The organism is Parabacteroides sp. KHUB-02 (genome assembly GCF_056640955.1).
In genome coordinates this window covers 4521932-4548376 of record NZ_JBWQEV010000001.1, presented here as the reverse complement: position 1 = coordinate 4548376, position 26445 = coordinate 4521932, and the positions used below count along the sequence as shown (strand labels likewise).

At 44.4% G+C, this 26445-nt stretch carries 19 protein-coding genes; 12 read left to right on the top strand and 7 right to left on the bottom strand.

Translation table 11 applies throughout. From position 1 onward, the window contains the following. The first annotated feature begins 4 nt into the window (after window positions 1–4). From ACYIA1_RS19125 to ACYIA1_RS19110, 4 genes are all read left to right on the top strand, one after another. Window positions 5–1471, top strand: a complete 1467-nt coding sequence (locus ACYIA1_RS19125; protein WP_250788880.1) for a TolB family protein — start codon at window positions 5–7, stop codon at window positions 1469–1471. Window positions 1472–1543: 72 nt separating this feature from the next. Continuing rightward, on the top strand, window positions 1544–2257 hold the full coding sequence (locus ACYIA1_RS19120) for a DUF6057 family protein (protein WP_480336260.1): 714 nt from the start codon (window positions 1544–1546) through the stop codon (window positions 2255–2257). Window positions 2258–2316: 59 nt separating this feature from the next. Further along, window positions 2317–3252 (top strand): DUF6057 family protein, encoded by a 936-nt coding sequence (locus ACYIA1_RS19115; RefSeq protein ID WP_250788888.1) that lies wholly within the window; start codon window positions 2317–2319, stop codon window positions 3250–3252. Between the two features lie 7 nt (window positions 3253–3259). After that, complete coding sequence (locus ACYIA1_RS19110; RefSeq protein ID WP_480336259.1) at window positions 3260–4738, top strand: TolB family protein; 1479 nt, start codon at window positions 3260–3262, stop codon at window positions 4736–4738. Window positions 4739–5092: 354 nt separating this feature from the next. On the opposite strand, the gene purT is transcribed toward ACYIA1_RS19110, so the two are convergent. Then, entirely contained in the window at window positions 5093–6274 is a 1182-nt protein-coding gene (gene purT / locus ACYIA1_RS19105) for a formate-dependent phosphoribosylglycinamide formyltransferase (RefSeq protein ID WP_121961512.1), read from the bottom strand. 431 nt (window positions 6275–6705) lie between these two features. Here purT and ACYIA1_RS19100 point away from each other — a divergent pair, with 431 nt between their 5' ends. The 8 genes from ACYIA1_RS19100 to ACYIA1_RS19065 all read left to right on the top strand — a co-directional run bounded on the left by ACYIA1_RS19100 (window position 6706) and on the right by ACYIA1_RS19065 (window position 20130). Further along, window positions 6706–7389: an ABC transporter ATP-binding protein gene (locus tag ACYIA1_RS19100; protein WP_005867634.1), complete on the top strand. Its 684-nt coding sequence runs from the start codon at window positions 6706–6708 to the stop codon at window positions 7387–7389. Beyond that, window positions 7382–8656 carry an ABC transporter permease gene (locus tag ACYIA1_RS19095; protein WP_005867632.1) on the top strand — a complete coding sequence of 425 codons (1275 nt, stop codon included), beginning with the start codon at window positions 7382–7384 and terminating at the stop codon, window positions 8654–8656. Before ACYIA1_RS19100 ends, ACYIA1_RS19095 begins: the two co-directional genes overlap by 8 nt. A gap of 20 nt (window positions 8657–8676) precedes the next feature. Further along, window positions 8677–9936 carry an ABC transporter permease gene (locus ACYIA1_RS19090; protein ID WP_048927175.1) on the top strand — a complete coding sequence of 420 codons (1260 nt, stop codon included), beginning with the start codon at window positions 8677–8679 and terminating at the stop codon, window positions 9934–9936. 33 nt (window positions 9937–9969) lie between these two features. Then, window positions 9970–11091, top strand: coding sequence for an efflux RND transporter periplasmic adaptor subunit (locus ACYIA1_RS19085; protein WP_005867627.1), 1122 nt, complete (start codon window positions 9970–9972; stop codon window positions 11089–11091). Window positions 11092–11103: 12 nt separating this feature from the next. Next, window positions 11104–12462 (top strand): TolC family protein, encoded by a 1359-nt coding sequence (locus ACYIA1_RS19080; protein WP_034531600.1) that lies wholly within the window; start codon window positions 11104–11106, stop codon window positions 12460–12462. Window positions 12463–12879: 417 nt separating this feature from the next. Then, on the top strand, window positions 12880–16065 hold the full coding sequence (locus ACYIA1_RS19075) for a SusC/RagA family TonB-linked outer membrane protein (RefSeq protein WP_196008728.1): 3186 nt from the start codon (window positions 12880–12882) through the stop codon (window positions 16063–16065). 28 nt (window positions 16066–16093) lie between these two features. Further along, window positions 16094–17584, top strand: coding sequence for a RagB/SusD family nutrient uptake outer membrane protein (locus ACYIA1_RS19070; protein WP_427824485.1), 1491 nt, complete (start codon window positions 16094–16096; stop codon window positions 17582–17584). Between the two features lie 128 nt (window positions 17585–17712). Further along, window positions 17713–20130, top strand: a complete 2418-nt coding sequence (locus ACYIA1_RS19065; protein ID WP_480336258.1) for an alpha/beta hydrolase family protein — start codon at window positions 17713–17715, stop codon at window positions 20128–20130. Window positions 20131–20357: 227 nt separating this feature from the next. On the opposite strand, the gene nagB is transcribed toward ACYIA1_RS19065, so the two are convergent. The 6 genes from nagB to ACYIA1_RS19035 form a co-directional block, all read right to left on the bottom strand. Then, the gene (gene nagB, locus ACYIA1_RS19060; RefSeq protein ID WP_005859323.1) at window positions 20358–21170 is read right to left on the bottom strand and encodes a glucosamine-6-phosphate deaminase; all 813 of its coding nucleotides are present in this window, start codon (window positions 21168–21170) and stop codon (window positions 20358–20360) included. A 42-nt stretch (window positions 21171–21212) separates the two neighbouring features. Further along, a complete protein-coding gene (locus ACYIA1_RS19055) occupies window positions 21213–22424 on the bottom strand; it encodes an FprA family A-type flavoprotein (protein WP_005867620.1) in 1212 nt (403 codons plus the stop codon). A 62-nt stretch (window positions 22425–22486) separates the two neighbouring features. Beyond that, window positions 22487–23320 carry a prolipoprotein diacylglyceryl transferase gene (gene lgt, locus ACYIA1_RS19050; RefSeq protein WP_005859327.1) on the bottom strand — a complete coding sequence of 278 codons (834 nt, stop codon included), beginning with the start codon at window positions 23318–23320 and terminating at the stop codon, window positions 22487–22489. Window positions 23321–23415: 95 nt separating this feature from the next. Further along, entirely contained in the window at window positions 23416–24312 is an 897-nt protein-coding gene (locus ACYIA1_RS19045; RefSeq protein ID WP_122368986.1) for a diaminopimelate dehydrogenase, read from the bottom strand. Window positions 24313–24415: 103 nt separating this feature from the next. Further along, complete coding sequence (locus tag ACYIA1_RS19040) at window positions 24416–25417, bottom strand: metallophosphoesterase family protein (protein ID WP_122368985.1); 1002 nt, start codon at window positions 25415–25417, stop codon at window positions 24416–24418. A gap of 32 nt (window positions 25418–25449) precedes the next feature. Continuing rightward, complete coding sequence (locus ACYIA1_RS19035; protein ID WP_005859333.1) at window positions 25450–26442, bottom strand: sugar phosphate isomerase/epimerase family protein; 993 nt, start codon at window positions 26440–26442, stop codon at window positions 25450–25452. Between the last annotated feature and the right edge of the window lie 3 nt (window positions 26443–26445).

Sequence of the window (26445 nt, the reverse complement as noted above, 5' to 3'; positions counted from 1 at the left end):
AGCCATGAAAAGAAATATTCGATATATCATCGGTTTATGCCTTATCCTACTGGGAATATCCTGCTCGGACACTATCCCGGTTAGCAAAGAGACCTCGGAGAAACCCGTATTATTTCCCGATTATGCGGATGTGACGATCCCTTATAATATCGCACCCTTAAATTTCAAGATACAAAATCCGCATACGGAAGCTTTCGTCCTACTTAAATTCGGAGAAGAAAAGATACAAGTCAAGGAAAAAGGGGGACAGTTCTATCTTCCCACATCCGATTGGAGAAAATTGTTGAAAAGCGCGACAGGAAAAGCGATACAAGTAAAGCTCTACGCCAAAGATAAAGAATGGCTCGCCTATCCGGAATTCTCACTATTCGTCGCTCCGGAACCCATGGATTCATATCTGGCTTATCGCTTGATCGAACCCGGATACGAGCTTTGGAATCAAATGGGTATTTACCAACGGAATCTGGAAGATTATAAGCAAAGCCCTATCATGGAAAACAAATACAGCGGTCAAAACTGTATGAATTGCCATTCTTTTTGTATGCAAAACCCCGAAAAAATGCTGTTCCACATGAGGGATAAGTATTCGGGCACTTATCTGATCGACGGAGATAAGATCGAGAAATTAAATACGAAGACCGATCAGACGCTCTCGCCTTTGGTCTATCCCTCTTGGCATCCATCGGGGAAATACGTAGCCTTCTCTGTCAATCAGACCAGCCAAAGCTTTCATGCCAACGACAAAAACCGGGTGGAGGTCTTCGACAGCCAATCCGACGTAGTTGTATACGATACGGAAAAGCATGAGATTATCAGTACGCCTTCCATTCGGACAGCAAAAGCGTTTGAGACTTTCCCGACATTCTCTCCCGATGGCAAGACTCTTTACTTCTGCTCGGCAGAGGTACGTTCCATGCCGCATGAATATTCAGAAGTAAAATATAGCCTTTGCTCCATAGCGTTCGATCCCGTAACCCGGAGTTTCGGCTCTCGTATAGATACCTTATACAATGCCGGAAGAGATGGGAAGAGCGCCTCTTTTCCCCGTGTTTCCCCAGACGGGAAATTCTTGTTATATACGCTGTCCGGCTACGGTAACTTCTCGATCTGGCATAAAGACGCAGATCTGTATCTACTGAATATTGCGAGCGGAATCTCCCATTCCTTGCAAAACGCCAATAGCACGGATACGGAGAGCTATCACTCATGGAGTAGCAACAGCCGCTGGATCGTCTTCAGCAGTCGAAGAATAGACGGGTTATACACACGTCCTTATTTTGCTTATATAGATGAAGAAGGAAATGCGTCTAAGCCCTTCCTTTTGCCTCAGAAAGACACAGACTACTATCACCGTTTCATGAAATCTTATAATATACCCGAGTTTATTACCGGAAAAGTATCCTCCAAGATCCGGGCGCTTAGCACGCTAGCCAAAGAGGATAAAGGAATTGACGTAACTTATCGTAAATAGAATAAATCACATGAGTACTTTATATAAGAAGATATTACCACCGCTTCCATTCATTCTATTGACTGGCGTCTTATGGTTTCATTTGCAGACCATGCAAGAGCCTCTCTTTTTTATCGGGAACAGCAGCAGATTTTCCTATTCGATTCCACCTATATATTCAGCATACTTAAGCAGATAGGGGGGCTAGCGACTTTTATCTCTCAATTCTTGATACAGTTTTTCAGGATCCCGCTTATCGGATCGCTAACTACGGCATTGATCGGTGGAATCTCCGGTTGGTTATTCTGGCTGACCTTACGAAAGATACATCCGGCATTATATCTTATGCCCTTGGCCTTTCTCCCCATCCTATTCCAATATCTTTACCTAATGAAAGATAGCTATCATTATGAAGGACTGATAGCCATGTTGTTTTGGTCATTGGCGCTTAACGTATATAGTTTCAGCGCACGAAAATTTAATTGGACGTACCGTACCTTAATCGGTTGCTTGCTGGCGACCGGATTGTTTTACACGATGGGATCTGTAGCTATATTATTCGCCCTTAGCATCTTACTATTTGATATATTACAAAAAAGCGAACGCTGGTACGCAAGCTTCATCCCTTTGATCCTGCTGCTTATCGTAGGTTCTCTATGCGTTCTAGGGGGCAGTAAACCCGATTATGACTATGTATTTTGGATGAAAGATTACGTAGAGTATTTCATTGATCTGGAACCATTCTACGGTTTCTCTTGGCAAGTAGCATTACTCGTTATGCTTCTATTCTCCCTATCACGTTATTAGATCACATAAAAACCTATTTAAAAGCTTTAGTAGCCGTAGCATTACTTGCCTTATCCGGTATGTATTATACGCAAACGGCTCTTCAACAGAGGAATAAAGATTTCTATACGTTGATGCAAATGTTTCATTACATAGATACCGAGCAATGGGACGCCATAATCTCGTCCACCGATCTGAACTATAATAACTATTTACACCTGAATTGCTTAAACCTTGCCTTATCCCACAAGGGTGTCATGCAGACTGATTTATTCAAATACCCGCAAAGCGGAATACAATCTTTGGTCTCAAAGTACCAAGCGCATATAGAGGAAAGTTTCCTGTTCAGCCAGATATACTACCATGTAGGAATCACGTCCTTGGCATACAATTTCGCTTTTGGTACCTCGGTAGGAATTACATACGGCAGTCCCGTCATGACTAAATTATTAATAAAATCCCATTTGATATACGGACAGTATCCCGCGGCCGAGAAGTTTATATCATTATTGGAAAAGACATGGGCCTATCACGAATGGGCCTCCTCGCAACGAAAGTTCTTATATAATGACCAAGCGGTGGAGAGCGACCCGGAATTAGGTACAAAAAGAAAAAGCCTATCCAGCGACAAAGACCTTTTCGCCAATATAATCGGATTGTTTGATAACCTGATGATTATATTGGAAGAGAATCCCCTGAATAAAGCCGCATTGGATTATACGATCGGTACGTTATTATTATCGAAAGACCTGCCCGCTATAAAAACGTTTGTTGAAAGATTCAGTGGGACGGAAGTACTCCCTATATTACCCGAACCCTTGCAACAAGCCGTGATCTCTTATGCGGAGCATGATCCGGAATATTGCCGCAAGTATGGGGTAACCGATAAAATCCTGTCCGAGTTCTCGATATTCAAGCAACGTGTATTGGGATTAAGGCATGCCCGACAAAATGTAGCGACTGGAATAGCCGACTATCAACCTACTTTCTGGTACTATTTGATACTCTCTAAATAAAACACATATGGAAAGACAGACTTATACAAATACAAACCGATATCTTTTCCTTTTTCTCATCGCCTTGATGGTTTCATGCTCCAAAAACGACGTACAGATCGCCAAGAGTCTAAACAAGGAAATCGCCATTTATCCGGATTACAAGGATGTGACCATCCCTGTGAACATCGCCCCGCTCAATTTCTCTATCGCCGATAGCAGTGAGCACTACCTTATCATTAAAGGGGAAAAGACTCAACTCCAAGTCTATAGCGATGAGGGGCTCTTTGAGATCCCACAAAAGAGATGGAAAGCCTTATTGAAAGAGAATGCCGGAAACCAAATAGAATTGACCATCGCTAAACGCATACAGGGCGAATGGAATGCCTATACGCCTTTTCATATGGACATCGTAAATGATTCCATTGATAAATATATAGCCTATCGGTTATTAGCCTTGAGTAATGATATGTGGAACAGGATGGGTATCTATCAACGAAACTTGGAGAATTATGACCAAAGCGTGATTTATGAGAATAACCTAACCGACTATAACTGCGTAAACTGCCACACGTTTTCCTCCGGGAACCCGGATAAAATGATTTTCCATATGCGAGGCAAACACGCCGGTTCCGTACTGATTGATGGAAAGAAAATCACCAAGCTAAATACCAAGACTCCCGAGACCGTCTCAAACTTTGTCTACATGTATTGGCATCCGAATGGTAACTATCTGGCGGCCACCGTATGCGATACCGACCAAAACTTCTTCATCAATAATCCCAATACGCTGGAAGTATTGGATCATAACTCCGATATCGTGATCTACGACGTGAAGAAGAACGAGGTATTCTCTTGCGAAGCGTTAAATTCCAAAGACGCATGGCAAATATTCCCAGCGTTCTCTCCCGACGGGAAGAGCCTCTATTTCAGTTCGACCGCCGCCGTAGATTCTATTTCTAAGAATTTCAGACAAATGACCTACAGCCTATGCCGTGTCGACTTTGACCCGGAAACCCGCACCCTAGGCCAGCAAGTAGATACTTTATACAATGGCCGGGCCAATCACAAAAGCGTATCCTTCCCTAGAATCTCACCGGATGGTAAATATCTGGCTTTTACCCTACAGGAATATGGCGGTTTCGGGGTTTGGCATAAAGACGCTGAATTATATATGATCCGCCTATCCGACGGAAAGACGTACCCGCTGAGCGAGGCGAACAGCGCCGAAGGAGAAAGCTACCATTCATGGAGCCACAACAATCGTTGGCTGGTATTTAGCAGTCGCAGGTTGGATGGATTATACACACACCCGTTCTTTACCTATATCGATGATAAAGGTACGGCCCATAAACCATTCCTCCTGCCGCAAAAAAATCCCGTAAAATATTATAAAGACCTGTTGTGGACTTACAACCTCCCGGAGTTTATACAAGAAAAGGCCCAAGTAGATACGCATGCCGTGATGGAAACCATGAGAAATACAAAAGGAATCCAAGTAAAATAAGAACAATAGCTAGGGTGGGCGAAAGGAGATAAGGATGTCTGTTTGGTTAAATCTACCCACCCTTAGCTATTGATCTGTTTGCTCACTCTTTTATCTTCACCGAGAATAGAAATAGAGCGTTTCAAATCAACGCCCATATTTCCATTTGTTGTATTCATAAAATAAGTACAAACTTTCGGCAATCAGATTTCACTCTTTAGTGAAACAAACATATGTAATCTGCGTTTATAGATTATCAAATGTCTCTTTAAAAACTTGAGACAAAAATAAACTATTTTGATAGAAAAATAGGTCTGTAAATATTCACATTTTATTCACAACACACACCAAAACGTTCATTTATCCTAGGAAGCATCACAATTTAACATCTAACCGCTCCATCATCACTCCGGTCTTCTCCCTTGCCTCCGTCACATCCAAACCACGAGCCAACAAGACGGCCATACGGCGATGTCCATGAACTTCCGGTTTTCCAAAGAAACGCATCTGCGTATCGGGTTGTTCCAAGACCTTATCCAGATTCCCCAAAGACAACCGGTCACTGTCCCCTTCCACTACGACGGCACGGGAAGCTCCCGCTCCATGAAACACGATATTAGGGATCGGCAAGCCAAGCACCGCACGGGCGTGCAAAGCGAATTGAGACAAATCTTGCGTAATCATCGTCACCATTCCGGTATCGTGCGGACGGGGGGAAACCTCGCTGAATATGACATCGTCTCCTTTAATGAATAATTCCACGCCGAAAATACCACGTCCGCCTAAAGCCTCGGTGATCTTACCGGCGATCTCACGGGCTTTCGCTTTAGCGGCAAGGCTCATGGCTTGCGGTTGCCAAGACTCCCGGTAATCACCGTCCACCTGAACATGTCCTACGGGTTCCAAGTAAGACGTTCCTCCGATATGCCGAACCGTCAGCTGGGTAATCTCATAGTCGAAATCCACGAAACCTTCCACGATCACCTTACCCGCTCCAGCACGTCCGCCTTCTTGGGCGTACTGCCAAGCACGATCGATATCCTTTTCCTCACGAACCACGCTCTGTCCGTGTCCGCTCGAGCTCATGATCGGCTTCACCACGCAAGGCATACCGATTACCTTCACCGCTTCCTTAAATTCCTCCTCGGTCTCGGCGAAACGATACGGCGAGGTAGGCAAGCCCAGCTCCTCGGCCGCCAAGCGGCGGATTCCCTCACGGTTCATCGTCAGCCAAGTGGCACGGGCGGTAGGAATCACATGGTATCCCTCTTCCTCCAGTTCCATCAAAGTACGGGTAGCGATCGCTTCCACCTCCGGCACGATATAATCCGGTTTCTCTTTCTCGATGATCTCCCGCAAGGCATCGCCATCCAGCATGGAGACCACATAGGAACGATGCGCCACTTGCATGGCCGGAGCGTCCGGATACTTATCCAAGGCGATTACCTCCACGCCATAACGCTGCAACTCTATTACAAACTCTTTCCCCAATTCGCCCGAGCCACAAAGCACGACTTTAGTTGCCGTAGCCGATTTGGGCGTACCAATTGTTACCATAAATCTTTCTGCTATTTGAATTTCGCCGCAAAGGTAAGGGTTTAGATAAAGATAGCCTAGGGCTTTTTTCTTTATCTATTAAGTGGAAGAAGCAGAGAGATTCATTATCTATCAGTTGTTGGACGATCATGCACCAACTGTTGGATGATCGTCTACCAATTGGTGCATGATCGTCCAACGGATGGTAGAAGATGTATACATATAGTACCGGCACGTAAAGTTACCGCACGTACAAGCTAATAGATATAGATGGTAGAGCTAAACCTTTTCGATCAAAACCTTTTGTTAATATTACATAATTATAAGTACCTTGCGATACAAGGTATCTTAGTAAAGCATATATTTGTAACCAAATGATAAAAGTGTTCACCAACAGTGTAACTTATTTAGCAAACTGTACGTCTAATATATTAAAGTAACTACATAATATGATGATTCAACTGAGAGGAATAAACAAAACGTACTTTAATGGAGCCCCACTGCACGTTTTGAAAGGTATCGATCTAGATATAGAGAAGGGAGAGATGGTATCCATCATGGGAGCCTCCGGTTCCGGTAAGTCAACCTTATTGAATATCTTAGGGATATTAGATACGTACGACACGGGCACCTATCAATTAAACGGACAGTTGATTCAGAATCTCAGCGAAAGTCGTGCCGCCGAGCTCCGGAACCGAATGATCGGCTTCATTTTTCAATCTTTTAACTTAATCTCATTCAAGAACGCCATGGAGAACGTCGCCCTCCCACTCTATTATCAAGGGGTCAGCCGGAAAAAGAGGAATGCCATGGCACTGGAATACTTGGACATGGTGGGATTGAAAGATTGGGCGGAGCATATGCCGAATGAGATGTCCGGTGGACAGAAGCAACGGGTAGCGATCGCCCGGGCCTTGATCGCGAAACCCCAAGTCATATTGGCCGACGAGCCGACCGGAGCGTTGGATAGCAAAACGACCGTGGAGGTAATGGAACTACTACGCAAGGTAAACCTAGAAGGGATGACCATGGTGATCGTTACCCACGAACCCTCCGTAGCGGAGGCTACAGACCGGATTATCCGGGTAAAGGACGGGTTGATTGAACGTATCGAAAAAGAAGAGAATCATGTTTGACTTTGATAATTTCAGGGAAATATGGAGCACCATCAAAAAGAATAAGCTCCGTACCTTCTTGACCGGCTTCTCGGTCTCATGGGGTATTTTCATGTTGATCGTGTTACTGGGGGCGGGAAACGGGTTGCGCAATGGCATCATGTACAACTTCAGGAATATGTCTACCAACCGGGTCGAGGTATGGACACGCTATACCACCAAGCCTTGGAAAGGTATGCAATCCAACCGCAGCATCAGTTTCAAGGAAGAGGACCTAGGCGCCTTGAAGAGAGACTTCAAGGAGGTGGATCTTTGCTCGGCTACTATCTCCCACAATGACACGATCACTTACAACGAGGAATATGTGACGGGACAAACCAATGGCGTATATCCGGATCATGCCCCGATCAATTACGTGAATGTAGAGACGCATAACGGCCGCTTCATCAATGAGCAGGACATGAGGGACCGAAGAAAAGTAATCGTGATCAGTCCCCGTATGGCGGAGGTCTTGTTTCGTGACGAGAAGCCGCTGGGTAAATACGTGAAATGCGGGAATATGATGTATCAAGTAGTCGGCGTGTACAACGATGATGACAAAAGCAATAACGCTCCCGCTTACATCCCATTCTCCGTAGCCCAATTGCTATATAATAAAGGATACGGCTTCGGATCGCTAACGTTTACCTTGAAAGGGGTGACTACCGAAGAGGAGAATGAGGCTTTCGAGGAAAGTTTCCGGGAATGGATGGCACGCCGCCACCAATTCGACCCGACAGACAAGAACGCTATCGGTATGTGGAACATGGCGAATGAGTTCTTGATGTGGAATAATATAATGAACGGGATTACCTTGTTTATCTGGATTATCGGTATCGGAACGTTGATGGCAGGAATCGTGGGAGTTAGCAACATCATGCTGATCACCGTACGGGAACGGACCCGGGAGTTCGGCATACGCAAGGCATTGGGAGCTAAACCCGGCTCGATCTTGGCATTAGTAATCGCCGAGTCCATCCTCGTAACAGCCGTCTTCGGCTATGTCGGGATGATCATGGGGATCGGGCTTACGGAGCTAATCAATCACGCGATGGAAATGGCCCAAGCCGGAGCCCAATCCGGTGGGAATATCGGAGAAGACACGACGGTCTTCCGTAACCCGACCGTCAATCTGGCGATAGCTAGCTCCGCTACGGTATTGATCATCGCGGCCGGTGTATTGGCGGGTTATTTCCCGGCACGCAAGGCGGTGAAAGTCACGGCTATCGAAGCCATGAGAACGGAATAATCATAAAAAAGAAAAGAACCATGTTTGACATAGACAGATGGGTAGAGATATGGGTGACGATCACCCGAAACAAGACACGCAGCTTGTTGACCTGCTTCGGCGTATTCTGGGGAATCTTGATGTTGGTGATTCTATTGGGAGCCGGAAACGGGATGAAGAACGCCATGTTCTCGAATATCAACGGATTCGCCACGAACTCCGCCTTCTTTTTCTCCGACCGGACCAGCGAATCGTACAAAGGCTTTAACAAGGGGCGTCAATGGGACATGCGAAACCGGGACGTGGAGAGCATCCGGAAACAGGTGAAGGACATCGAGGCCGTCTCCCCCATCATCTGGGGAAATCGCTCGGACAAGAATATCGTTTTCGGCCAATTAAGCGGTACTTATAACGTAAAAGGCGTGCAGCCCGATTATTTCAAGATCGAGACCCAGCAGCTTTATTACGGACGGTTACTAAACGAGATCGACGAGATCGAGAAACGTAAGGTTTGCTTGATCGGCGCTAAGGTGAACGAGGTATTGTTCAAGGGAAGTGATCCCTGCGGGAAATATATCCGGGTAAACGGGATTTACTACCAAGTGGTAGGCGTCACGAAGCAACGAGCTTCTAGCGTCAATATCGGCGGACGGGCCGAGGAAAGCGTATTCCTCCCTTTCAGCACCATGCAACAGACGCTGAACCAAGGGGATATCATTCACTTCTTGTGCGTGAGCGCCAAACCCGGCTATAAGATCGATCCGGTGATCACGCAGATCAAGGATATTGTAAAGAGCCAGAACCAGATCTCTCCTACCGACCCGCAGGCCGTGACGGTGATCAACTTGGCGGCTCAGTTCGAGACCTTCAATATGCTATTTATCGGTATCGACATCTTGATCTGGCTCGTGGGTATGGGTACGTTATTGGCGGGTATCATCGGTGTAAGTAATATCATGATGGTAACAGTTAAGGAGCGTACCCGGGAAATCGGCGTACGCAGGGCTATCGGAGCGAAACCTTGGAACATCATCTCGCAGATCATGAGCGAGAGTCTGCTACTTACAGCCTTAGCGGGTTTGTTGGGGTTAAGCGCCGGGGTATTCCTGCTCGATCTGGTAGATAAGATCATGAGTGCCCAGCCGGCTTCCAACGGAACCATGATGGAGCATCCGGAGGTAAGCATCCAGATCGCGGTAGCGGCCACGGTGATCTTATTATTCAGCGGTCTGCTGGCCGGGCTGATCCCCGCATGGCGAGCTATGCAGATCAAGGCGATAGATGCCATACGAGAAGAATAAACAACAATTGTCAATTAATAAAACTATATAATCATGAAGAATCGCATTGTAAAAAAGATCCTGCGTATCATCTTATTAGTACTTGTGGGAGCAGCGGTAATCGGTACATTCTATTTCTTATGGAAGAAAGCGCAACCGGTCATCACCGTTTATGAGATCGTAACCCCAGAAAAAGGGGATGTGGAAACCAAGACGGTCGCTACCGGAAACGTAGAGCCTCGTTTCGAGGTGGAGATCAAGCCGCAGATTTCCGGTATCATCTCCGAGCTGAAGAAAGAAGCGGGGCAGATGGTTCAAGCGGGAGAGATTATCGCCATTATCAAGGTAATCCCCGAGATGGTACAGCTCAACAGCGCCGAATCGCGCGTGAACCTTGCCAATATCTCTTTAAAGCAAGTGGAAGAGACTTATAAGCGGGATACGCAATTATTTAAGCAAGGTGTTATCGCCCAAGAAGATTTCGATCTTTCCAAAGCGAACTACCTGAAAGCCGTGGAGGAAAAGGATAACGCGCAAAGTGCCTTGGAGATCATCCGCGACGGTATAGCCAAGAACTCCAGCGTAGCCAGTACGACCCAAATCCGTAGTACCATTACCGGTATGATCTTGGACATCCCCGTCAAAGTAGGTAACTCGGTTATTCAAGCGAATAATTTCAATGATGGCACGACGATCGCTACCGTAGCCAATATGAACGACATGATCTTCAAAGGAAACGTAGACGAGACCGAGATCGGACGCATCCACGAGGGAATGCCGATCAAATTGACCGTCGGCGCCATGGAAAGCCGTTCATTCGACGCTTTGCTGGAATATGTATCGCCCAAGGGAGTAGACAAGAATGGAGCTATTCAATTTGAGATCAAGGCGGCCGTAACAATCCCCGAAGATGCTTTCATCCGTGCGGGATATAGCGCCAACGCCGAGATCGTGCTAAAACGTGCGGAAGACGTGCTTACGATCCCGGAAAGTACGGTCGAGTTCCAAGGGGATTCCGCATTCGTTCAGTTAGTTAAACAAGAGCAACCGGAGCAAGTCTTCGAGAAGCATCCTGTAAAGGTAGGTCTGTCCGACGGTATCAAGATCGAGATTCAAGAAGGACTGGCCGCGACCGATAAAGTCCGGGGCGCAGCTATTGACCCGAATAAGAAATAAAAGAAAGATTGTATGATGAGAAGAAACTTATATATACTGGCAATCGCTTCCCTCCTGTCCGGAAACTATGTTTTCGCTCAGGATGCGGTGAAGCAATGGAGTCTGGAGGAGTGCATCCAATATGCCATCGAGCATAATATCGACTTAAAGCAAAAGGAGCAGGAACAGGAAAGCCGAAAGGTAGACTTACATACCAGCAAATACAGTTGGCTCCCGGCCCTAAACGGCAGTCTTGGACAGAGCTTCCAGTTCGGACGCTCCACGTCTAAATCCGGGGTGATCGTAGACCAGAACGCCGCCAATTCCACATTGGGGATCAATCTGGACATGCCTTTATTTGACGGGTTAAAAATACCGAACGATATCGCCGCCCGCAAACTTGATCTAAAAGCGTCTATCGAGAACTTGAATAAGGCGAGAGAAGACCTATCCATCAATATAGCTTCCTACTACCTGCAAGTACTTTATAATAAAGAGCTGCTGAAAATAGCGCGACTGCAAGTGGAACTGGACAAGGAGCAGGTGAATAAAACGGAGGCCATGGTGAACGCCGGAAAGGTGCCTCTTTCCCAACTGTATGATATCAAGGCACAATTAGCGAAAGATGAGGTCACGCTTACCGAGTCGCAAAACAATGTGAACCTCGCTTTATTGGATCTTGCGCAAAGTCTGGAACTAGAGCGAAGCGACCGGAATTTCGATATACAGACTCCTGTAATTGAAGATGCTGTGGCTGATAATATGAGCAGTATCCTACCTCCGGAAAACATTTACGATCATGCGGTTACGTTCAAGCCTCAGATCAAGGAACAACAGTATTTGCTAGAGAGCCAAAAGAAAATGTTGCGTGTCGCGCAAGCGGGCTATTACCCCAAGTTAAATTTCGGGGCTAGTTACAGCAATGGATATTATCATTCTACTTCCGGAGGTGAATTTGCCGATACTCGTTCCTTTAGCGAGCAGTTTAAGCAGAATGGGCAAAAGATCGTCGGATTCTCATTGAGCATTCCACTTTTCAACCGCTTCCAAGTACGCAATAGCGTTCGTACCGCAAGGATCAACATTATCAACCGGGAATTGCTGATGGAAAATACAAAGAAAACATTATACAAGGAAATCCAGCAAGCGTACTACAACGCAACGGCTTCCCAAGAGAAATATACGGCTTCCGACAAATCCGTCACGGCGAGCAAGGAAGCGTTCAATTATGCCCAAGAGCGTTACAACGCAGGTAAAAGCACTGTCTTTGAATTTAATGAGGCTAAAACAAAATACGCGCAAAGTCTAGCGGAACAGGCACAGGCCAAATATGATTTTATCTTCCGTACGAAGATTCTAGATTTCTATAATGGTAACCCTATCCGTTTATAAACGTTAATTAACACTTCATTTTTTTCATTATACACACAAAGTTTAAGGGAAGATATCCTTTATGGACATCTTCCCTTTCAGCATCCATTAAGGCATTTAGTCTGCACAGAACTATGTTTAACAGCATAATTAACAGATAGATAGCTAATACTAAAAACCCTCCTGCCAGCTATCATAATGCAACAAGATCCCCAGTACAACTAAATTGAATTTGACAATATCAATCAATATTATATTAGTTTTAGAATGTTTTATAACAGTTTGCTTTTTTATAATAAAAATTAGTATATTTGCGACTGTGATTTTCAGGAGTCTTGGTGTGTACATTTTTTTGATAAGTATTTTAACTGTAGTTCTGTGCAAACTATGGTCTCTTGAAAAAATAATGTGTGTCTAATTAACAAACAAATTCATTCTATGAAGCACAAATTAACGCTTGTACTACTCTCATTCTTTCTGGGAATACAGTGCATGGTCGCCCAACAAATGAAGGTGACGGGTGTAGTGATCAATGAAGACGACGGAGAACCTGTTATCGGCGCATCCATCGTAGTAAAAGGAACCACTGTTGGTACCATCACGGATCTTGATGGTAAATTCGAATTGGAAGCAGACAAGAACGCTAAGTTAGTTGTTTCTTATGTTGGCTTGAAGACATTAGAAACCACCGCTCAAGCAAACATGAGAGTCGTTCTATCCTCTGATGCCCAAGAACTTGACGATGTCATTGTTGTAGCTTATGGTACCGCTAAGAAATCGTCTTTCACGGGTTCCGCGGGTGTTGTTGGAACAAAAGACCTTGATATGCGTCCATTAACAAACGCAACCGCAGCTTTGGAAGGTAACGTATCTGGTGTACAAGTTGGTACTGGTAGCGGACGTCCGGGTGATTCCCCAAATATCCGTATCAGAGGATTCGGTTCAATTAATGCATCAAACGCTCCTCTTTATGTTGTAGACGGGTCTATTTATAATGGAGAGATCGCTGATATCAACCCGAACGATATTGAATCAATGTCTATCTTAAAAGATGCAGCCTCAACTTCTCTTTATGGTTCTAGCGCTGGTAATGGTGTTGTATTAATTACAACCAAAAAAGCAAAAAATGATGATACTCAAGTTACATTCAGTACTTCTCAAGGTATCTCTTCTCGTGCAATCAAGGAATATAACCGTGTAGGTGTATGGGACTATTACCCTTTGCAGTGGGAGATGCTTCGTAACCAGTATATCTCCGCAAATGGCATGTCCGCAACAGATGCGGCAACAGAAGCTTCTGCCAAAATTTATAACCAATTAATGTATAACCCATACCGAGGGGTTGCTAATGATCAAATCGTGGGGACGGACGGAAAATTAAATCCTGCAGCTACCCAATTGTTATGGGGAGATGATATGGACTGGAATGACGCGATGGAACGTACAGGCTATCGTGGAGAATATAATTTGTCTTATTCCACCAAAGGAAAGAAAAGCGATACTTATGTTTCATTAGGCTATTTAAATGATAACGGTTATGTGATCAAATCCGATTTCGAGCGTTACTCTGCCCGTGCGAATGTAAATGTGTATCCCGTGAAATGGTTTAAGACAGGTTTAAACATTTCTGCCAGCCGTTCTCAATCTCAAGTAGCCAACACAAAAGATAATTCAGGAGGTTATTCAAACCATTTTATGTTTGCTCGTACAATCGGCCCGATCTACCCGATCCACAAACATGATCCGGAAACAGGTGCTTATATCTTGGATAACCTAGGACAGCAGCAATATGACTATGATGGTGTACGCGCAGGTTCCGCTTATTCGGGCCGCCACGTAGTAGCAGAGACATTATGGAACAACGATGAGTTTGTACGTGACGTAATGAACGCACGTGCTTATATGGATTTTAATTTGTACGAAGGGCTGAAAGTTACATTAAACGGAGGTTTGGAAACTTCCAACAACCGTAATTCCGGCTATGATAATAAATTAGTAGGTGACGGTTCTCCGAGTGGACGTTTCAACCTTGAAAATACCCGCCGGACAACAACAACTTTCAACCAATTGATAAACTATAATAAGAAATTCGGAGATCACAACTTTGATGTATTATTAGGTCATGAAAGTTTCGCTTACAAATACCAATATAACTACACAATGAGACAAGGTCAAGTTATGGATGGGCTGATGGAGCTGGGAAACTTTACAACAATAAATTCTGCCTACTCTTATACGGACGAATACAAAAAAGAAGGTTATTTTGCCCGTATCAACTATGACTTCATGGATAAATATTATGTATCAGCCTCCTACCGCCGTGATGGTAGCTCACGCTTCCACAAAGATAACCGTTGGGGTAACTTCTGGTCTTTCGGAGCCTCTTGGCGTATAGACCAAGAGAGCTTCATGGAGTCGTTGACTTGGATCAACAGTTTGAAGTTAAGAGGTTCTTATGGACAAACCGGTAACGACCAAGTATTAACAACCAGTGGACTAACAAACTATTATCCATATCAGACTTTATATGACATGAACCGCAATAACGCATTGGAAGCAGGTGTGTTATTCAACTCTTTTGGAAACACCGATTTGCAATGGGAGACTCAGGTTTCTTCTGACGTGGCAATCGAATTTGGACTGTTCGATCGTTTGACAGGTAGCGTTGAGTATTTCAACAAACAATCCAAAGACCTGTTGTTCAACGTGCCTCTACCTCTTTCTTCTGGAGCGGTAGACTATAAAGGAACCGCATCTATCTGGAAAAACATTGGTAAAGTAAATAATAGTGGTGTAGAAATCTCCTTGGATTACCGTATCTTAAAAAATGCGGATTGGACATGGAACTTCGGTGTAAACGCCACATTCATTAAGAACAAGGTGAAGAGTTTACCACAAAAAGAAATTATTGACGGAACAAAGAAAATCATGGTAGGCAAGTCTATCTACGAATTCTGGTTAAAGGAATATGTAGGTGTAGACCCTCAAGATGGAGCTGCTCTTTATCGTTTCGACGATACTGTAGATGAGAACGGAAACGTGGCACAAATCTGGGATGACACAGATTGTCGTACCGTAAACGGAGAGAAAGTGACAACGAACCAAGAAAAAGCAAAATACCATTATGCAGGTAGTGCAATTCCTAAAGTATATGGAGGTTTCAATACAAGCGTAAAATTCAAAGATTTTGAGTTATCCGCCGTATTCTCTTACGCATTAGGAGGAAAGGTTTATAACTCTAGCTATTTATCTCTTATGAGTGTAAACAAATATGGAGCGGCTATGCATACAGATATCTACGATCGTTGGCAAAAACCGGGAGATATAACGAATGTTCCTCGTCTAGACGGCAGTGAATCCGCTAATTTCAATGCACAGTCAGACCGTTGGTTGATGAGTTCTGATTATCTAAGCATGAAATCTTTAACTTTCGCATATACGTTACCAAAGGCCTTCCTTTCTAAGTTCGCTATAAAGAACGCACGTGTATCATTAAGTGGCGAGAATTTATTCCTGCTTACTTCCATGAAAGGTATGGATCCACAACAACAGTTCAGCGGTATCACGAACAATGCTCATATCCCAGCTCGTTCATTTACATTCGGACTGAATTTCACATTTTAATTCATCATTATATTAAACATTGATTACAATGAAAAGATTCAAATATACAATTCTAGCCTTATGTGTTGCAGGCCTGACAGCTTGTTCCGATACATTCATGGAAACAAATCCAACCGACCAGATTGGCGAAACAACAGTCGCTTCATCTTTGGAAAACCTATACATTGCTTTAAACGGAACACATCGAGCCATGGTTAAGCAATACTTATCTTCACAAGGTTGTGGTGGCGAACCTTCTTGGGACATCGATCGAGATGTATTAGGAGAAGATTTGGTACACCCAACTGCCGGTAACACTTGGTTTTTAAAAACTCTTCAATGGGTAGATCATCGAGATTCAAAATCGACATTGACTAAGTTTGGCTTCTTCTTCTATTACAAATTAATATTGAACAGTAACTTACTTCTTAATAATGTAGATGAGGTGGATCGTACGGATGAAAATTTATACTCCGGTGTAAAAGGGGAGGCACTTTGCTTCCGTGCGTTTGGTCATTTTCAACTAGTACAGCTTTACGCAGAACGTTATAAAGCAGGAGGTGGCAATACACAATTGGGCATACCTTATCGTAAGACTCCGGAAACAGGAGAAATCGCTCGTAATACAGTAGAGGAATGCTATCAATATATTAACGAAGATCTAGATGCCGCTATTGAGTTATTGAAGAACTACGAGGCAAAAGAAGTTACTCACTTTTCTTTGAAAGTGGCTTATGGTTTAAAGGCTCGTGTTTTACTAGCGCAGCAAAATTATGCAGAAGCTGCAAAATATGCGGATTTGGCAATACAAACCGCAGAGAAAGAAGGCCATAAATTGATGAATGGTAAAGAAGAATTAATGGGAGGCTTCGCATCCATGCTGACAGAGAATAAGGAGGCTATATGGGCAGCCAATACGCAGGATGACCAAACAATCTATTTTTATTCTTATTATGCATATATGTCTTGGAATTTCAACGCGTCTGCAATACGTGCCGTCCCCAGATGTGTAAACTCGGCTTTGTATGATAAAATATCAAATACAGATATCCGCAAGCAATGGTGGGATCCAACAGGTAAAGCGGAAGTTCCGGCTAGCAATTTCAAACGTTTCCCGTATCAGAATCGTAAATTCACTGCCAAATCTTCTTCTAATGCGGTTGGAGACTTTCCTTTCATGCGCTTAGCTGAGCTATACTTAATGAAAGCAGAGGCATTAGCTCGTAACAATCAACTTCAAGAAGCGCAAAAAACGTTGACGGCATTTGCCTTGACTCGTGATCCTGAATACAAAGAAACGAGCAAAACAGCAGTCGAATTAGCAGAAGAGATCATGATTCAACGTCGTATTGAGTTGTGGGGAGAAGGATTCCGATTCACAGATTTAAAACGTTTAAACTTACCGCTGGATAGAAATAACACTAATCACGATAAGGGTATCTCAGTAAAGATGCACGTAGATGCTGGTTCTCCTGAATGGCAATTCAAGATTCCAGATGACGAAATGAACGCAAACAGTCTTATGACTCAGAATAGATAATCACTCTATTTCCTACTAATTATATCAAAAAATCCCCGTCTATACCCCTAACCGGTTTAGGCGGGGATTTTTTAAGATCTAAAAGAAGTTATTCCAAATCATTAATATAAATTCAAGTGATTAAATCCATGAAAACAAACTATCTATTCTCCGCCTTACTATCCTTGGCTCTAGCCAGCCCGGGAATGGCACAAGAGACCAATTACCAAAGGCCTCCAGCCGTAATAGAAGAAGTGGCCTTGGCCAAGCTTTCTCCTATCATCCGAATTAGTGATAACAATCAGTGGGCACTCCAGTTAGAGCGTTCCCCGTACCGATCTATCGCCAAGCTTGCGCAACCGGAGCTTAAATTAGCGGGAATGCGTATCAGTCCCGAAACATTCAACACAAGCCGGCAAGCCGAATATACGGGTGCCAGTTTAATGAACATCGCTACTCAAGAAGAAATCAAGATAGAAGGAATTCCTGACAACGCAGTAATCACAGAAGCCTCATTCTCTCCTTCATCCAATAAGGTAGCTCTATTCGTGGAAGAAGCGAATGGCGTATATCTTTATAACTGTACCCCGGAACAGCCCGTAGCTCAGAAAGTAAGTACCCGTAAAATCAACGCGACAAGTGGAGCGGAGATCTTATGGATTAGCGACAATGAGTTTATTACGCTTATGGTTCCAGAAAACAGGGGGAAGGCACCGGAGAAACCCACAGTCCCATCCGGTCCCATCATTCAAGAAAGTACTGGAAAGGTGATGCCCGCTCGTACCTATCAAGACTTGCTGAAAAATCCGTACGACGAGCAATTATTCGACTATTACTTCACCTCCCAATTGGTACGTATAAAAGAGGGCATTGTGTACGAGATCGGAAAACCGGCAATCTACGGCAGTACGCTTTCATTATCCCCGGATAAATCTTTGCTACTTATCGCGACAGTTCATCGTCCGTATTCCTATCAAGTACCGGTATATAACTTCCCACAAAAGTTCGAGGTCATAGACTTACAAGGCAATTCCATTTATACGTTAGCGGATAATCCAACCGTCAATATTCCGATGGGATATGACACGACCTCGCCTTATCCCCGTCAATTCGGATGGAGATCGGATCAACCGGCTACTGTTTACTGGGCGGAAGCGCAAGATAAAGGAGATCCTAAGCAAAACAAGACTGATTTCATGGATATTATCTACCAAATAAGCTATCCGTTCAACAGCGAGAAACAGGAAGTCGCAAAGACAGAGAAACGTTTCCGCAACATCCTGTGGAATGACGATGCTTTCGCTTTATTGATCGAGACTTCCCGGGAGACTCGAAAAAACAGGACATTTACTTTTAAGCCTTGCTCTTCTGAGTCTCCGGTTCTATTATTCGATGTATCCACCGACGATAATTACAACAATCCGGGAAATCCACTTACGGTTAAAAATGCGTATGGCAAATATATCGTTTATACCAATAAAGCCCACAATGAGTTATTGATGCTTGCCCAAGGTGCCTCTCCTAAAGGGGATATGCCTTACCTTAGCCGTTACAATTTGAAAACAAAAAAGAACACGGAACTTTGGCGCTGCGAGGACGGATATTATGAGACCATCCTAAAGGTAGCGAATCCGGAAAAGCTGCAATTGATCACTTCACGTCAATCCATTACAGAACCGGCGAATCTCTGCTCTCGTGACTTGAGAAAGAAAAAATTCGCTCAATTGACTCATTTCGCCAATCCATATCCGGCCATGGCAAACGTTAGTAAACAAAAGATTAAATATAAACGTGCCGATGGATTGGACTTAACCGCAACGGTATATCTCCCTGCCGGATATGATAAGGCAAAAGAAGGCCCGCTACCCGTCTTGATGTGGGCTTACCCAAGAGAATACAAGAGCAAGGCCGAGGCATCCCAGGTACGTGGTTCCCAATACATGTTCACGAACATCAATTACGGATCACCAGTCTATTGGGTATTGAGAGGATACTGCGTAATGGAGAATGTCGAGATGCCGATCGTAAGCACGAGCGAGGGAGCGGAGCCAAACGATGATTTCATTGAGCAATTGACAATGAACGCCGAGGCGGCCGTAAAAGTTATTTCCGAGATGGGTGTAGGTGATCCGAATCGTGTAGCCGTAGGAGGACATTCCTATGGAGCTTTCATGACAGCGAATCTATTAACACATACCAAACTGTTCAAAGCCGGCATCGCACGTAGCGGGGCTTACAACCGTACGCTTACCCCGTTCGGCTTCCAAACAGAGACCCGTACTTATTGGGAAGTACCGGAAATATATAATGCCATGTCGCCATTCATGTCTGCCGATAAACTACATGGAGCTTTATTAATCATACATGGTGAGATGGATAACAACTCCGGAACCTTTCCGATCCAATCCGAGCGCCTATTCAGTGCCCTAAAAGGCCACGGGGCGATCGCACGTTATGTCGTATTGCCCTATGAGAGTCATGGCTACGCCGCCAAAGAGAACATATTACATCTATTGTATGAATGTGACCTATGGCTGGATCGTTACGTCAAGAACGCAAAAAAGTAAGTAGTACTGACTTTGCCAATGAAGTATATATCCTCTGGCATGAGAAGTATATCTCCTCTAACCAATGAAGTATATCTTCTATGAGGAAGCCAGCCGGCAGCCACCAATTGCCCTAAAACAACGATGCCCATCGTAAGGTTATAAGAATGCCCATCGTAAACTCCTTACAATGGGCATTCTTAACTCCTTATGATGGGCATTCAAAGAAAGCCCTATCTGAGATTCGTTTATTTTAGCAATGAACAAGGACAAAGATGATCCTTCTCGATATCCTTGAAATAGTTATAAGTACCTACCTTAAGATCCGCGCAAGCCGCCTCATCGCAAACAATGATTCCCTTCGGATGCAACTGCAAGGCGGTAATTGTCCACATTTGGTTCACGGCACCCTCAACGGCTTGTTGCAACGCACGAGCCTTGTTATGACCATTTACCATGATCAATACCTCCTTAGCGTCAAGAACCGTACCTACACCAACCGTTACAGAAGTCTTCGGAACTTTATTCACGTCATTATCAAAGAAACGGGAGTTAGCGATAATCGTATCTGTAGTTAACGTCTTGATACGAGTACGAGAACTCAAAGATGAACCCGGCTCATTGAACGCAATATGGCCATCAGGACCGATACCACCCAAGAACAGGTCTACGCCACCGACCGCTTTCATGCGAGCCTCATAAGACGCACACTCAGCCTCCAAATCCTCGGCGTTACCATTCAAGATATTTACGTTCTCCGGTTTGATATCGATATGACTGAAGAAATTATTCCACATGAAAGAATGATAGCTTTCCGGATGGTCTTTCGGAAGACCGACATATTCATCCATATTGAAAGTGATCACATTCTGGAACGATACGACACCCTGCTTGTTCAATTCAATCAGGTTCTTGTACATACCCAGCGGAGAAGATCCGGTAGGCAAGCCCAGTACGAATGGTTTTTCAGCGGTTGGATTTGCGGCTTTGATCTTCGCTGCTACATAATTGGCAGCCCATTTTGAGAGTTGCTCGTAATTAGGTTCGATAATTAATCTCATAACGTTATGTTTTTTAATTGAAAGTTGTATCAACTTTCTTGTTTATAAATTAGATTTGTCGTTAATTGTTTTCAATTTCCCAGCCATTTCCTTGCCCAAAGCTAAACACTCCTCGTATTTAGTAGCGCTTAAACCTTGCTTCTGCTCAACCGGCGTACCGACAGTCTCCCACTTCATCTTCTCGCCAAAAGCCGCCAAACGTTTCACGGCGGCTCCAGCCCATGTGAAAGACCCGAAATAACCGAAAATACGATTTTTCACCTCACGCAACTCGATCTTACTCAACACAGCTTCCACCTCCGGGAACAATTGATTGCTATAAGTCGGGCTACCTACGATAACTCCCTTATATTTGAACACATCTTTCAAGATATAAGAAGAAGGGCTTTTACTAACATTATGCATCACAATATTCTTGATGCCATTATCAGCCAAAGAAGCGGCGATCGCCTCAGCCATCTGCTCCGTGTTACCATACATGCTGCCATAAATAATAACCACGCCTTCCTCTCCTTCGTAGCGGCTCATACGGTCATAGATATCGATCGCTTTCGACGCGTATTCACGCCAAACAGGTCCATGGGTAGAGCAAATCGTCTGGATATCCAAGCCCGAAAGCTTCTGTAATGCCCTTTGTACTGGACTTCCATATTTTCCGACAATGTTGGAGTAATAGCGAATCATCTCTTCCCAATAATGCTCCACGTTCATCTCCGTATCGATCACACCACCATCCAATGTGCCATACGTACCGAACGCATCCGCGGAGAATACGATTTTATCCGTAACGTCATAAGTAACCATCACTTCCGGCCAATGCACCATCGGAGCCATATAAAATACAAGCTCATGACGACCCGTATTCAAGGTATCACCCTCTTTCACCTCAAACAAGCCTTCCTTGATGCCATGATATCCTTCCAGCATTCCGAAAGTCTTATTGTTTCCGACAATCTGTACGTCCGGATATTGCTGACGCAACAAACGGATACTTCCCGCATGATCCGGCTCCATATGATTTACCACGAGATAATCCAAAGAACGTCCGTCCAAGGCATCCGCTACTTTTTTCAAGAAAATATCAGAGTAACAAACATCGACCGTATCGATCAATACGGTTTTCTCGTCTACGATCAAGTACGAGTTATAGGAAACGCCGTATGGCAACGGCCACATATTCTCGAAGAGGGCCTTTTGACGGTCATTAACTCCTACATAATAAACTTTATCCGCAATTTCTTTTAACTTGTACATCTTTTTTAATTGATAATTGATAATTGAAAATTGATAATCACGAAGCGTGTGCTCTCTAATCTTCAATTTTCAATCTTTAATTTTCCATTTCTTAGTGCTCTCCAGACAAACCAGCACCCTGCCAAAACAAACGGGATACTTAGCCATTGCCCCATATTCAACATCATTCCAGCCTCGAAAGGCTCTTGGTCATTTTTCACGAATTCTATGAAGAAACGAGACCCGAATACGCATATCATAAATACGCCGAAGATAAGTCCTTGCTTTTTCCAAGCCTCTTTCTTGAAATATAGCCACATACAGATAGCGAACGTCACCAGATAACAAGCGGCCTCATACAATTGCGTCGGATGGCTCGGAGCTGTAAAAATAGGCTCCGCCCCCATTCTCCATGCGTGTAAATTATCGATAAAACGAAATCCCCAAGGCAAATCAGTGGAATGACCGTAAATCTCATGATTCATCAGGTTTCCCAGACGAATCATAGCAGCTACCAATCCTGTCGGAACCACCAACTTATCGAAAGCCCATAACATACTTTTATGGCTTACTCGCTTCGAGTAGAAATAAATGGCGATAATTATACCTAACGTACCACCATGGCTAGCCAATCCTCCCTCCCAAATCTTGAAAATCTCAATCGGGTTGGCTAAATAATATTCCGGCGCATAAAACAAACAATGCCCCAAACGGGCACCAATCACCGTACCGAGCATCGTATAAATCAAAAGGGAATCGATCCATGCGGGCGGCAGTCCCTCTTTTTTCCACATCCGCTCTACAATCATATAGCCAATAGCGAAACCGATCGCGAAAGCCAATCCATACCAACGAATCTCCCGGGAACCGATGGTAAAGATAGCGGGATCGGCAGTCCATGTAATAAAGTCAAGCATAATTATTTCAGTTGGCAATTGACAATTGACAGTCGACAATCGCAAGTCAGGATTTCCCGAACTGTCAATTGCCAGCTGTCAACCATCAACTTATATTAAACGAGTCTTCTAATTAAGTTCTCTCCCTCGCCGTACAGCATATCGATTATCGGTAATTCGATCATCGTATATGCGCCCGGTTGTTGCTTCAAGCTCGCACGGGCGACAGAAACTAAGATCTGAGCGGTCAAGGCAGGGTTATTGATCTTCATATCGAATTCGATCAACTGGTTCTGAGTCTTGCCCGATACACCTTTACGAACCAAGTTCACGCCATGTCCCATATCCAACAGGTTATCAACACATTCAACCTGCATTACATGAGTCTCATCATGAGCGAAATAATCATCCGCCTTGATAGCGGCAGACACTTGCTTGAAATCGTATCCGTCTTCCACCTCGATATAAACCATACGACGGTGCACGCCCGTTCCCAAAGGAATCGTCATACTTAAAGCCGCTTTCACGCCTTCGATAGCCTTCACGGCAACCGTATGCCCCATACTCATTCCCGGACCGAAGTTCGTATAAGTAATACCTTTCGGCACCATCGCTTCTAACAAAGCACGTACCACAGAGTCGCTTCCCGGATCCCAACCGGCAGAAATTACAGCTACCGTATTATGAGCCTTCGCTACAGCATCCAAAGAACGACGTAAATCCACGATACCTCCGTGGATATCGAAACTATCCACCGTATTGATGCCTAAAGCCAGAATCTCTTTCGCATGCTCTTCCACGCTGCGTGTAGGAGTAGCCAAAACCGCTACGTCAACCTTATCTAACTTGGTGATGCTATCAGTAACCGTGTATGCCTTCAACTCGTCCGGAATATCATTCGGATTACGACGAATAATACCTGCTACCTCAAAATCCGGGGCAGCTTCAAGGGCCTCTAACACATATTTCCCGATGTTGCCATAACCTACGATGGCGGCTCTAATTTTCTTCATACTCTAGTTTTTACTTTTCAACCAACCGCAAAGTTAGACATAATTTAGAGCTTTAACAATAAGGAATACAGTTTTTATATCATTTTCAGAATGATATAGATCCTCACTCTTTCACGAATGAATCCGGATAGGTAGTAAGCTGCTCTACACCGGCTTTCGTACGAATCCAAGTCTTGAAGGTGCGGGCTCCCTCGTTCAATTCGATTATACGAGCTCCGTTAGGCAAATGTATGTATTCCGTCGGACCTCCGGTAAAACGACCGTAAGCCAATAGAACATCATGCCAGCAAACCGCATAATCGTCATCATGATCATGGCCGACAAATACCCCCATCACGTCCCCATTTTCTTTAATCGCCGTAAATAAACCGGAATTCAACGCCGGAGCGCATGCCTTTTCTCTACGTATGCCATATAGTTGGGCATTCTCATCGGAAGCCGCTTGATTAAACTCCGGCAATGCGATATGGAAGAAAGCCAAAGAAGGAACCGGCTCTCCCCCGTTATTCCGGGTAAACTCCGCGCTTTTCTTACAATACCAATCGATCTGGTCACGCTTAATATAATCGTATCCTTTTACCCCCTTGATAGTTGAATAGGTATTCGAATCGATGCAATACAAGACGAAAGCATCTTTCTTTCCGTCAGAGGAACGTACGGTCAAGGCGTAATTACCCACGCCTGAGATTTCGGGAACCTCATCCGCCGTTAAACTATACGGTAGGCTTTCGGCTACTTTCAGCAACTCCTCTTTTGTCGCCCCCTGCTCATTATCATGATTTCCGAAAACAATGGAGAATGGTATTTTACGGTCGGAGACTGTCTTCAATACATTCCGCATATTTTCCAACGCAGGCTTGCTATAGATAATATCTCCCGTAAAAATCACCAAGTCCGGTTTCTCGTCATCCAACACTTGGTTCATACGCTCAAAAGCGATGTCCGAACGAGGGTCTTGCCATTTCACATGCAAGTCCGTAAACTGTACAATCTTAAACTTCTTATCCGGATTAAACTTCAACCCCGGTTTTTGGGCAAATCCCAAAGAACTCAAGCCGGCGGCCAATAACAAGGCCCCGGCAAACATCCACTTTCTCACACTCATCAAATCTCGTGTTTTTTGTAATTAATAATTATTTATTCCTTTCCGAAACAAGCGTCGAACGCATGTGCGGAAGGTTGGAAATCCACTCTCTTCACCAATTCGCAAGATTCCCGTGCCCCATGTTCCCGATCCATAGCGCTATCTTCCCATTCCACGGAAAGCGGACCTTGATAGCCAATTGAATTCAAAGCACGGATAATCTCCTCAAAATTAATCTTTCCTCGTCCTAAGCTACGGAAATTCCAATATCGGCGGGGATCGCCGAAAGTAACATGACCGCCAAATATACCCACCTGCTTGGGGGTATCACTCCAATATACGTCCTTCATATGCACATGAAAGATACGCTCCGGAAACTGATAGATGAAATCCACATAGTCCACCCCTTGGTATCCTAGATGACTCGGATCATAGTTAAAACCGAAAGCAGGATGGTTATTTACCGCCTCCAATGCTCTGCGTGCGGAAAAAGTATCGAACGCGATCTCTGTAGGATGTACCTCCAACGCAAAACGTACACCCAGTTTCTGAAACTCATCCAAGATGGGCGTAAAGCGACGGGCGAAATCATCATACCCCTTTTGTATCATCGCGTCCGTTACCGGAGGGAAAGAATACAAATAATGCCAAATAGAACTACCCGTAAAACCTACAACCGTATCGACTCCCAGCATCTTTGCCGCATGAGCGGTCCGGATCATCTCCTCGGTAGCCCGTTGGTGAACCCCTTCCGGATCGCCATCTCCCCAAATATAATCCGGCAAGATCGCCTTATGGCGCTCATCGATATTATCGCAAACAGCCTGTCCAACCAGATGGGTAGAGATCGCATAAAGCCGTAAGTCATATTTCTTTAACAGATCCTTGATTCCTTGATAATAAGCCGTATCCGTACGTCGGACATCCACATGATCGGGAAGTCCCAATTCCACACCGTCGTATCCGAATTCTTTCGCTTTTTGACAAACTGTTTCCAGTGATAAATCTCCCCACTGGAGGGTATACAATGTTACAGGACGTGCCATAAT